The organism is Ruegeria sp. SATB045, from assembly GCF_059613525.1.
This window is the reverse complement of the sequence record NZ_JBXWSR010000019.1, coordinates 330,340-342,134: the sequence shown is the minus strand read 5'-3', so window position 1 is coordinate 342,134 and position 11,795 is coordinate 330,340. Positions and strand designations below refer to the sequence as shown.

9 protein-coding genes are annotated in these 11,795 nt (G+C 55.3%); all 9 read left to right on the top strand.

Features of this window, described 5'->3' with window-relative positions; all coding sequences use genetic code 11:
- The first annotated feature begins 63 nt into the window (after positions 1-63).
- The 9 genes from AC2FNR_RS07140 to AC2FNR_RS07100 all read left to right on the top strand — a co-directional run bounded on the left by AC2FNR_RS07140 (position 64) and on the right by AC2FNR_RS07100 (position 11,696).
- Positions 64-1,770: an ABC transporter transmembrane domain-containing protein gene (locus AC2FNR_RS07140; protein ID WP_496848523.1), complete on the top strand. Its 1,707-nt coding sequence runs from the start codon at positions 64-66 to the stop codon at positions 1,768-1,770.
- A gap of 422 nt (positions 1,771-2,192) precedes the next feature.
- The gene (locus tag AC2FNR_RS07135) at positions 2,193-3,863 is read left to right on the top strand and encodes an ABC transporter transmembrane domain-containing protein (RefSeq protein ID WP_496848522.1); all 1,671 of its coding nucleotides are present in this window, start codon (positions 2,193-2,195) and stop codon (positions 3,861-3,863) included.
- Positions 3,860-5,188 (top strand): HlyD family type I secretion periplasmic adaptor subunit, encoded by a 1,329-nt coding sequence (locus AC2FNR_RS07130; RefSeq protein ID WP_496848521.1) that lies wholly within the window; start codon positions 3,860-3,862, stop codon positions 5,186-5,188. Before AC2FNR_RS07135 ends, AC2FNR_RS07130 begins: the two co-directional genes overlap by 4 nt.
- 133 nt (positions 5,189-5,321) lie before the next feature.
- On the top strand, positions 5,322-6,347 hold the full coding sequence (locus tag AC2FNR_RS07125; protein WP_480867195.1) for a GlxA family transcriptional regulator: 1,026 nt from the start codon (positions 5,322-5,324) through the stop codon (positions 6,345-6,347).
- Between the two features lie 113 nt (positions 6,348-6,460).
- Positions 6,461-7,600 carry an aromatic ring-hydroxylating oxygenase subunit alpha gene (locus AC2FNR_RS07120; RefSeq protein WP_170724210.1) on the top strand — a complete coding sequence of 380 codons (1,140 nt, stop codon included), beginning with the start codon at positions 6,461-6,463 and terminating at the stop codon, positions 7,598-7,600.
- Positions 7,597-9,132, top strand: a complete 1,536-nt coding sequence (betC, locus tag AC2FNR_RS07115) for a choline-sulfatase (RefSeq protein WP_496848520.1) — start codon at positions 7,597-7,599, stop codon at positions 9,130-9,132. The genes AC2FNR_RS07120 and betC overlap by 4 nt, the downstream gene beginning before the upstream one ends.
- A complete protein-coding gene (locus AC2FNR_RS07110) occupies positions 9,129-9,920 on the top strand; it encodes an SDR family NAD(P)-dependent oxidoreductase (protein WP_353393328.1) in 792 nt (263 codons plus the stop codon). Before betC ends, AC2FNR_RS07110 begins: the two co-directional genes overlap by 4 nt.
- 97 nt (positions 9,921-10,017) lie before the next feature.
- Positions 10,018-10,758 carry an SDR family NAD(P)-dependent oxidoreductase gene (locus AC2FNR_RS07105; protein WP_496848519.1) on the top strand — a complete coding sequence of 247 codons (741 nt, stop codon included), beginning with the start codon at positions 10,018-10,020 and terminating at the stop codon, positions 10,756-10,758.
- Complete coding sequence (locus tag AC2FNR_RS07100) at positions 10,758-11,696, top strand: 3-hydroxyacyl-CoA dehydrogenase NAD-binding domain-containing protein (protein WP_496848518.1); 939 nt, start codon at positions 10,758-10,760, stop codon at positions 11,694-11,696. Before AC2FNR_RS07105 ends, AC2FNR_RS07100 begins: the two co-directional genes overlap by 1 nt.
- Positions 11,697-11,795: the final 99 nt, after the last annotated feature.

Below are 11,795 nucleotides of genomic sequence, written 5' to 3'. Positions count from 1 at the left end.
CTTTACCATTCCTAAAGCGGCGGTCGCGCAACCTTCTGGGACAGGAAAGGGTGATAGTGCATCATGGAACCGCAACCGCTTGCTGGAAATTTGTCCCGATCTGGATTTGGATTGCCAATCTGGGCTGCATCGTTTTCGTTGAATGTTTTGGCGCTTCTGATGCCCTTGTCCATTCTGATGATCTTCGATCGGATTATTCCGTTTCAATCCACCGATACGTTGCGGGTACTAACCGTCGTATTGATCATCAGCGCCGCGGCAGAACTTGTTTTGCGCCAGTGCAGAACAATTATGCTGACCAGCACCGCCGAAGGCGCGGCGATAGGCAACCGTCGGCGTTTTTTGAAACAGGTTCTAAATGCGAACACCCGGTCATTTTCGCAAAATCCTGACAGCACTTATTTTGAACGGTTTGCCGCCATTGATCAGTTGAGGGATTATCAATCAGGGCAAAGCCAGACGCTTTCTATTGATTTACCCTTTACTGTGTTGTTCGCGGTGTTGATCGGGTTGATCGGAGGCTGGCTGTTTCTTGTTCCTCTCGGCGCGTTTTGCATCGTGCTTGGTTTTGCCTTTGTGATGAAGCGCGCTCAGTGGGTGTTGTTCGAACGGCGCAAATCTCTGGACGCCCGAAGATACGCCTTTTTGTTAGAAACTCTGTCCAACGTGCAGACTGTAAAAGCTAACCGGATGGAACCGCAGATGGCGCGCCGGTTTGAAATGCTCGAAGAGCAAACCGTAAATATTAGTAACAAATTAATCCAATTTGCGGGGATTGCACAGAGTTTCGGAGCGATTTTTTCACAAATGATGGTCGCGGCAATGGGGCTTTGGGGGGCCTGCCTCGTCATCCAGAACCATATAGGCATTGCCGAGCTTGCAGCCTGTATGTTGTTGAATGGTCGTATCATCCAGCCTTTGACCAAGTTGATGACATTGTGGGTTCAATCCGAAAATGTCTCGGTTGCACGAGGGCGGTTGAATGACATGGAGGAGTTGGAGGTCAACGAAATACCTTCTGGCCAAGTACCTGAAATACTGGGGCAAATTTCGGTGCGCGAGATGGCTGTCGAGCGCACGGATAGTACAGGCGCATTCATGGCTCCGGTAAGTTTTTTAGTACCACCCTCTGGTTGCGTTTTGTTGGAAGCCGAACAGAGTTGGATGGTTGACTACGTTTTTGATGCGATCTCTGGTCAACGGCTTCCCTCGAACGGAGAGGTCTTGATCGATGGTTTTTCCGGGGCCAAACGTGTCAATCAAAAAGGGCAGGGCGCGACGATCGTGCTTGAGGCGGACCCTGCAATGTTTTCAGGCACTTTACTTGAAAACCTGAGCGCATTTGGGGACGCGCAAGTCGTTGAGAAGGCGAAAAAGTTTGCTGCTGCGTTGGGATTGGAAAAACGCATTCACCGGCTCCCCGCAGGGTACAACACCGTCATGACTGCGCGAACAAGTTTCGAGAAAGATCCAGTCAACCGTCACTTGGTTTCTTTGACACGGGCATTGGCGTTGCAACCCAAAATTTTGCTCATGAATGAGCCGTCTGCGGCTCTGGACACACCAGAACGCCAGGCTTTGGCGGATTGTTTAAGAACCCTTGCGCCGCGGCCGACTATTGTTTTGTCCAGTCCGGACCCGCGCTTACGACAAATGGCAGATCAGGTCGTTCATCTAAAGGCAAAGCTGTCTGACGAGATCACGTCTTGGAGGGATGATGCAGAGCTGGATCGCCAGGACGCGCTGCTTAAACAACGGGGGGCGGCATGACAAGTCTAAGCACGCAAAGCGCAAGGGGACTTCTCCAACGACTTCTGTTGGCGGAAGGGTGGAAAAATGGAAAGGACACTATTGCCGAAGCGTTCCCTCATTTGTCGTCCGAACTGCACCGCGACGACATAATAGAAGCGCTTGGCAACCTGAATATTCCCTTCTCGAGTGTCAGGTGCAGGGAAAGCGAGATAACTGATCAAGAATGTCCCGCGCTTGTCTTTCCCAAGTCCGGCGGGTGTTACATTGCCCTTGGGCGTTCCGCGCGGACGATCAGGGTCAGTGACAGTCAAAACCCCGACCTGCGTCACTATCTTCCAGGTTCAGGCCTTTGCACCGTAATCAAGTTGCAAACCGCGACACCAGGGATATCGGAGAAGAAATTTACATCTGTACGTTCGGCTTTCGCGGGTATGCGCGCGATGCTGCCTTGGTTGTTGGTTACGTCGCTGCTTACAAACGTTTTGGGCCTGCTGACTCCATTGTTGATCATGGCGATCTATGATCGTGTCATTCCGTCGGGATCCATTGATATGTTGGTTTCATTGGCAGTCGGTGTCGCCATAATCGGAATATCGGATTTCGCCTTCCGTCGTGCGCGATCTCGCGCGCTTGCTTACGTCGGATGGCACGGTGAGCATCAGTTGATGATCGCCCTGTTTCAAAAACTGATGTCCCTTCCGCTGAGCCAGCTGCAAAAGTCAGATGTGACGCAGCAATTGGCTCGATTTCGCCAATTCGAATCTTTGAGAGAAGTTTTCACAGGTCAGGTGATGGCAACCGTTCTGGATTTGCCATTTGTGTTGATTTTTCTGACCCTTCTGTTCTCTCTCGCACCCGAAGCCGGATTGTTGTGTCTCGGCATGGTTGTCGTGTTCATTTTGGTCGGTTGTCTTACCATTCCGCGTCAGCGCAACTTGGACCGCGCCGCTGCCGAGGCCGCAGAAGTCGGCCAGTCGTTGGTTCATAATGCGATCGTGCATCAAAAAGTAATTGCAAACCTGGGCTTGCAGGAAAGATGGATGCGACGTTCGACGCCAATGATCGAACTCGCCGAAGCCGCAGCCCGTCGCGCGCGCCAATTTCAGGCGTTTACCCAGTCACTTGCGCAAACTTTGACCGCTTTGACGGTCGTCGGCTCAATCATCCTGAGCGCCCACGGGGCGGTAACTGCCGATCTGAGTTTTGGCGCTTTGATTGCGGCCATAGCCCTGGTTTCCAAGGTGCTGACTCCGGTGCAGACTTTGTATGCCAGCTTCCCTCAGATGTTAAATTCAGTTTCCAGCCGAGCGCAGGCGGACCGGGTCTTGGGATTGCAGGAAGAATTGGAACTGCGTTTGGCCCAATCGCATCGAAAAACACTTCGTGGAGCGATTTCACTGTCCTCGGTTACGTATCGGCCGGACCCGCTGAATGGCCCGATTTTGTCGCAGGCCAGTTTGAATTGCGAACCGGGTGAAATTGTTTTGCTCATGAGTAGTGATGCTACCAGCCGGACTGCGGTTTTGGATCTGATCGACGGGCTGCACACGCCATTGGCCGGTACGATCGAACATGATGGCATCGACATTCGTCAGATAGCGCGGGATGAGCTGCGTAAGTCAGTCACCTACGCCCCTTATGAGAAGTCTCTGTTTTACGGTACGGTCGCGCAGAATTTCCGTCTTGCATGTTCGTCGCTTTCGGATGCCGAAATCGTTGCCGCCCTGGATCATATGGACTTGTTGAATGACAATGGGTTGTTGGCAAAGGGGCTGGAAACGCGCCTGACGGACGTGACACTGGCGCAATTGTCAGATGAAACCGTCAAAGCGCTGACCTTAGCGCGCAGTATCGCGCGCCCGTCTACTGTCTATCTGTTCTCCGAGCCTACAAACGGTCTTTCGGACATGCGCCGTGACGGGTTCAAAAGATGGGTTTGGGAGCAAAGAGGGCGAAAAACGATACTCATTTCCAGCGCGGACCGCTCGTTCCTCAACATTGCAGACCGTTTCGTTTTTCTGAACGGCGATAGGGTCGTTGTAAATGCAACAGGGGATGCAGGGTTAAAGAAAATCCAAGCTGCTCTGAAAACTGCTGAGGGTCGATCATGACACGTAAGGAATACACCAATACCAAGCCGGGACCGATGGCCAGGGCGGTGGAAAGAAGGCGCAAGAAACCTCCTCGTTTTGCGGCTTTTTTGACTTTGGTCTTTTTTTTGATGATCTGTGGCCTCGTGACGGTAGCCGGGCGAACAATGACGCCACAGATCACGCGCGCCCCGGGTACGATCATGCCAATTGGGGACTACCCGCAGATCGAAACTCTACATGGTGGAATCGTAAAGGAGGTCCACGTCCGAAACGGTCAAAGAGTTGAGGCAGGCGATGTACTGGTAGAGTTGGAGCATCCGGATCTGACGCAGGAAGGGGATCTGGCCGCAGAACAGATCGAGGCAATCCAGCGAGATCTGGCAAATGCGATGACCGTACTTGCGATGCTCAACAGGGCTGTTCCTCCAAGCGTGTCCGAGATCAAAGCGCTCGAAGCTCAGGGGCTTGTGACGGCGTCATCCAGATTGCAACTGTTCTTTGAACGTCAGAGAATCCAACAAACATCATTGGAGCAGCAAAAGGAAACGCTGGATATTTTGCGGCAGGCGGCGGACCTTGCCAATAGGCGTGTGGTCAAGAAAGAGGAGCTTCTGGCGAAGTATGCTCAGCTTCAGGCTCAAGGTCTCAAGTCGCTTAGCGATTATCTCGAAGAGGAGGACGAAGTCGACGCGGTACGCTCAGCCGCATCTGCAGCTTCGGTGCGTCTTGCCGAGGCGCAAAGCGCGCTCATCTTGGCAAGTTCGACATTGCAAGAAGAGACACTGTCTTTGCGTGATGACGTTCTCACCCGGATTTCCGAATTAGAGAAGGAACGAGATCGTCTGCGTGTGTCCCAACAGATCGTAGCGGGTAAACTCGCCGGGCTCCGCATCGTTGCGCCAGCGCGTGGAGTTATTCAATCGGTCGCATTTCCCAACCCAGGAGAAGTGATCGCGCCCGGAGAAACCATCTTTGAGATCCTACCAACCAGACAGGCGCTGATAGTCGAGGCACGTATTCCGAATGCCGAGGTCGGGCATGTCAACGCCGACGATCCGGTGTCGATCAGCGTGGACACATTCGACGTGCGCCGTTTTGGCAAAGTCGAGGGGCAATTGAACTCGATTTACCCCTTGCCATTGACGGATGAAAAAACGGGCGAAACCTATTTCCGCGCATCTTTGGCGTTGGCGCAGGCGTCGGTCGGAACTGGGTCTTTCGCTCGACCACTGCAGGCCGGGATGACCGTGGTTGCCGAAATGAAAACCGGAGAACAGACGTTGCTGGCCTATCTTCTTAAGCCGGTCCAGACGACATTGGATCGCGCATTCAAGGAAAGATAGCCGGCTGACGTCGAAATGGGGCCGTAAGACTGCCGCGATCCATCTCTGCGGCGGGCGAGGCGCAGCGGTCTTGCACTGCGGTCACAAAACCCATCATGTTCGAATTTAGGGAATATGAGGCGGGAGCTCCTGAATGGCTGATACCATGCTGCAAGAAACGCGGGTTTTGGTCGTCGTCGCGCCCAGTTTCAACATCGCGACAACAATGGGTTTTATCGATCCGCTGAGGGCTGCGAATTACCTCGACGGCGCGGGTCATTTCAAATGGGAATTTGCGTCCGAAGCCGGAGGATCCTGCACGTCCAGCAACGGGGCCTCAATCTGGACACGCGCCTTGAGCGAGGTCGCTGCGTCCGAAGTGGACATCGTTGTCGTATCGGCCAGCTGGGCCCCGGAAAAGCATGCGACGGATCGCACCGAAAAGGCGCTTAGGAATTGGGCGCGACGAGGCGCGAGTATGATCGCGCTGGATACTGGAGCATTCATTCTTGCCCAGGCAGGGTTGCTACGGGGGCGTAAGGCGACAGTGCATTACGAACATATCGACGCGTTCCAAGAGCTTTTCCCCGACGTGGAAGTTGTCGAGAACTTGTTTGTTTTGGACGGCAACCGGATCACATGCTGTGGTGGCGGGGCTTCGGTCGATCTGGGGTTGCAAGTGTTACAGGGTCTGCATGGAAGCGCGCTTGCCAATGCGGCGGCCCGGTACGTGTTCCACGACACACTACGCGGCCCGGCCAACAGGCAGCAACCTGACGGCGCCGAGCCGCTGGGGGCAACGGTTCCAGCGAAACTGCGTCTAGCAATTCAGGCTATGGAGGCCAATTTGGAAGACCCATTGCCTGTGCCCGAAATATGCAAAGTCGTCGGTGTCTCGCATCGGCAACTCGATCGCTTGTTCGCGGTTCATGTCGGAAAGACACCAGCCTTGTATTACCGGGATATCCGTCTTGATCGGGCGCGGGGCCTTGTGACGCAGACGCGCCTTCCCTTGGCCGAGATTGCCATTGCATCAGGCTTTGCCAGCCAGGTGCATTTCAGCAGGTCATACAAAGACAGGTTTGGCTTGCCACCCAGCGTGGATAGGGTCGAAGGCAGGGTGCCATTTGAATTTCGTGCTTGGCCAATGCACAGAAATCCCAAGGACCGAGATGGCTAAAAAAATAAAAAATATGGCAAAAAAAGTTAAGGAAAAAGTGTTTTTTCCACGGATCATGAGCCTGATGACCCAATTGGCGGGCCAATTTACGGTCCGATTTCGCGGAGAGAACGATGAGCGAGCTACCCTCAAAAGCGCAATTTGATACGATTTGTGAAGGCTTTAGCCCCGATCCGTTCAACTCAAGCTCGCTCAAAGCTGACGCCTATGTGGATCCTCGTTGGTACCAGGCAGATGTGGCAGCGATTCTTGCGAAGACATGGCAATGGGTGTGTCATGTCGAAAAGCTGCGTCGACCGGGATCTTATTTGACGACTGAGATTGCAGGCCGACCGATTGCGGTGGTTCGGGATCGTCAGGGGGTATTGCGTGCGTTTTATAACGTCTGCAAACACCGGGCGCATCACTTGTTAACCGGCGAAGGCGAAACGACGCGCATCATGTGCCCATATCATGCATGGGTCTATAAACTGGACGGTCAGCTTGTTCGGGCGCCCGAGACCGAAAGCCTGACAGGTTTCGATACTGCGGATATCTGCCTGGACCAAGTTGGAGTGGAAGAGTTCGCCGGTTTTATCTTTGTGAACCTCGACCCCGGGGCGCGCCCGTTATCCGAGGTCTCTGGCGATCTGCAGACTGAAATCCGCCATTGGGCGCCCGATATCGATAATCTGACTTTTGGTCATCGACTGACCTATGACATCAAGTCGAACTGGAAGAATGTCGTCGACAACTTTCTTGAGTGTTATCATTGTCCGACTGCACACAAAGATTTCTGTGACCTGGTCGACATGGACACCTACAAGGTCACGACCTACGGGATCTATTCCAGCCATATGGCAGAGGCGGGCAAGGGCGCAAACTCGGCCTATGACGTGTCCAACGCGACCGTTCGTACGCATGCGGTCTGGTGGTTGTGGCCCACGACCTGCCTGATGCGCTATCCAGGAAGATCGTCGATGATTGTCTTGAACGTTATCCCGGTAGGCCCTGATCGCACGCTGGAAACCTATGACTTCTTTTTGGAAACTCCTGAGCCTGACGATATGGAGCTTGAAGCGATCCGCTATCTTGACGAAGTACTGCAGCGCGAAGACATAGATATTGTTGAAAGTGTGCAGCGCGGCATGAATACCCCGGCTTTCTCGCAGGGGCGGATCGTTCACGACCCTAGCGGATCGGGCAAGTCCGAGCATGCGGTTCACCATTTTCATGGTCTTGTGCTGGACGCCTATGAAAAGGTTGCGCCGTGAGGCGGCCCAATATCGTCGTCATCATGGCCGATCAGCTAGCACCGCATTTTTGCGGCGCTTATGGCCATCCGACGGTGAAGACACCTCATATTGATGCGTTGGCGGCTCGGGGGATGCGGTTCGATGCGGCGTATTGCAATTCTCCGCTGTGCGCGCCGTCGCGGTTCGCATTTATGTCGGGACAACTGATCAGCCGGATTGCAGCCTATGACAATGCCAGCGAGTTCAAAGCTTCGGTCCCCACCTTTGCGCATTACCTAAAGGCGCTGGGATATCGGACTTGCCTGTCCGGTAAAATGCACTTTGTCGGCCCCGACCAGAAACACGGGTTCGAGGATCGGGTGACGACCGATATCTATCCGGCTGATTTCGCCTGGACCCCGGATTGGGAGGCTCCGGATGAACGGATCGACAAATGGTACCACAACATGCAAACCGTCAAAGAAAGCGGCGTGGCCATCGCAACCTTCCAGACAGACTATGATGACGAGGTCGAATTTGCAGCTCGTCGATGGCTGATTGATCGGGGCAGGGATCGGGCCGCGGGGAATGCCGCGCCGTTTTGCATGGTCGCAAGTTTCATCCACCCGCACGATCCCTATGTGGCAAAACCCGAATGGTGGAACTTGTACTCGGACCGGGACGTTCCGATGCCGGATTACACGCTGACACCAGAGGAGCAGGATCCGTACTCACGCCGCGTGATGGACGGGATCGAAGCAAGCTATGTGCCGTTGAGTGATGAGGAAGTTCGTCGTGCACGCCGCGCGTATCTGGCAAATGTCAGCTATTTCGACAGTAAAGTCGGTGCCATCATCAAGGCGCTGGAAGATATCGGAGAACGCGGCAACACAATCGTCATCGTGACCGCAGACCACGGTGACATGCTGGGCGAGCGCGGGCTTTGGTACAAGATGAACTTCTTTGAACACTCGGCACGGGTGCCGCTGATCATGGCTGGGCCAGAGATCGCTTGCGGGGCGGCCGCGAGAGCGTGCTCGCTGGTGGATCTGTTGCCGACCTTCATTGATATTGCCGGTGGAACAGATGCCATTCTGGGCGAACCGATTGATGGCCGATCGTTGATGCCTCTGGCGCAGGGGCAGGTCGACACGGTGGATGAGGCCATCGGCGAATACTGCGCCGAGATGACGCCCTATCCTGTATTCATGATCCGTCGGGGGGTGCTCAAGTACATTCATTGTGACCCCGATCCGCCGCAGTTGTATGATTTGGAACAGGATCCTGGTGAACGGACGAACGTCTCGAATGACCCTGCCTACATCAAACTAGCCAGGGCTTTTGCGGCCGAGGTCGCCCATCGCTGGGACAGCGAGGCGTTGCGTAAGGATGTGATCGCGACCCAGAAATCGCGACGTGCCCTACACGCCGCAATGGAGGCCGGTGCCGGCGAAGCGTGGGACTATACGCCTCGGCGCGACGCGACGCAGGAATACGTCCGTAATCATATGGATTGGACTGCGGCCGCCGCAAGATATCGGTACCCGCCCCGAAAGGAGAACAGTGAATGATGCTGAAAGGCAAAACCGCTTTGGTTACCGGTGGACGCGGGGGAATCGGACGCGCCATCGTTTCGCGTTTCCTGCGCGAAGGGGCCCACGTTTACGCTGCGGATCTTTCACCCGAGGGGTCGCTGGCGGAACATAATGAAGATGGCAGCATCTTCGTAAAACTCGACGTCACGCAAGAGGCTGACGCGGTCGCGGCGATGCACAAGGTCGGGGCAGAATCTGGACAGTTGGACATTCTGGTCAACGCGGCAGGGATTGAGATTGAAAAGACGATCGAGGAAACGACACTGGAAGAATGGAACCTGTCGTTTGCGGTTAATGTCACCGGGACATTTTTGACATCGAAACACGCGCTGCCACTGATGCGTAAGGCAGCACAGGGAACCACGGCGTCTATCATCAACTTCGGCAGCTATGACGGCTTTATCGCCGACCCCGGTCTGGCTGCTTATTGTGCGACCAAAGGAGCGGTTCATGCGTTGACTAGGGCCATGGCCTGTGATCACGGCCCTGAAGGCATTCGCGTGAACGCGATTTGCCCGGGCTATGTCGACACTCCGATGTTGCAGAGTTTTTTCTCGGGTGACGGTTCAGGCGGAGGTGGCAAGTCGATCGACCAGTTGCAGCAGGCGGTTCGCGACGTCCACCCGATGCGGACCTACGGCACACCTGATGATATCGCAAACCTCGTGAATTGGCTGGCCTCGGACGAGGCGCGTTACGCCAGCGGACAGCTTTGGGTCTTGGACGGGGGCTTGAGCGCTCAGGTCCAGCAGATGAAGCTATGACAGCCCCTGATCTTAGGGACGAACAGGGCATGCCGTCGACAAGCGGGGTTGCGGCAGGGATAGACGCCGCCTCGCAAAACAGTTCAGGAGAATAGTGATGCGTTTGGCTGGTAAAAGAGCGCTGGTGACAGGCGGTAGGCAGGGTATCGGGCGAGGAATCGTCGAGGCGTTTGTACGCGAAGGCGCAGCTGTCACCACGTGTGGTCGCGGTTCCCGTCCGACAGATCTTGGCAAGAACGTGATTTGGTACACGCTGGACGTAACCGATGCTGCTGCGGTTGCGGAACTGGCCTTCACAACCGACGGTACGGATATTCTGGTCAATAACGCCGGTGTGCAGGTGGAAAAGACCGTAGCGGACAGTACGGACGCGGATTGGGAGGCGGTCATAGGGACAAATTGCCGGGGCGTGTTCAATCTCTGCCGCGCTTACATCCCTCGCATGCCCGAGGGCGGTTCGATTATCAATATTGGTTCTATTTCTGGCCATGTCGCTGATCCGTCTATGGCGCTGTACAATGCGTCCAAGGCATTTGTGCATGGGTTGACACGGTCCATTGCTGTGGATCACGGCCCGCGCATTCGCTGTAACGCGATTTGCCCGGGATGGATCGAGACAGGAATGCTCGACGCCGGTTTCGACTTGGCTAGCGACCCGGATGCCGCGCGAATAGATGCGCTGGCCCGGCACGCGATGCGCCGTTTTGGCAAACCCGAAGATATCGCATCCATGGCCCTTTGGCTGGCCTCGGACGAGGCCGGGTTCGCAACAGGGCAATTGTTCACAGTGGACGGCGGCATGACCGCTGCCTCCCCACTCAATCCGGGGCTGTTTTGATGGATGTTAAACAGACGGCTTGTCTTGGCGGTGGCGTCATCGGTGCCAGTTGGGCGGCGCTTTTTCTGGCCTCTGGCCGCTCGGTCGCGATGTATGATCCCGCCCCGGATGTCGAAAGCAAGGTACGCGCCTATATCGAAGAGGCGTGGCCGACGCTGGCCGCGCTTGGCTTGACCGAAACCGGCGGGCCTGACGCGATCACCTTTTGCACAGACCCGGCAGCAGCCGTTGAAGGCGCAGATTTTATTCAGGAAAACGTCCCCGAAAGGCTAGAGGTCAAACACGCGACCTTTGCCAGTATTGAACCTTCGCTTTCAGCGCATGCAATCGTTGCCAGCTCTGCGTCCGGTTTGACGTTAAGCCAGATGCAATCTGGCTGGAGAGATCCCTCTCGGTTTGTTTTGGGGCATCCGTTCAATCCTCCGCACTTGATCCCCTTGGTCGAGGTACTGGGAAATGACAGGACGACATCGGGAGTGGTCGAAACCGCCCAGCGGTTTTACGAGAGTTTGGGTAAGACCACCATTCGCCTGAACAAGGAAGTCCCGGGTCACGTCGCCAATCGCCTGCAGGCGGCTTTGTGGCGCGAGGCTATCCATCTTGTGATATCGGGCGTCGCGTCGGTCGAGGATGTGGACAAAGCTGTTTGGGCCGGGCCGGGCCTGCGATGGGCGGCGATGGGGCCGACAATGCTGTTCAACCTTGGCGCAGGCGATGGTGGGTTGGACGCGTTTTGCGATCATTTTTCCCAGACCTTCAACGGGTGGTGGGATGATCTGGGTCAGGTCTATTTGACAGATGATGTAAGGCACCAGCTGACCGCAGGGATCAAAGCGCAAACACAGGGAATGCCGCCTGCGGCCCTGTCGCGAGAACGCGATGCACTGATCGTGGCGCTGCAAAAGTCGGTTTCGGATGTGCGCCGAAATCAGGCTTAACGGCAGGCACGCCCACCGGCTTTTTGCCTACGTAAGAACAGATTTCCCAGATATGCGCGCCCTCCGGAACATCGCCCAATCCGGTGTAGTATTGAAATA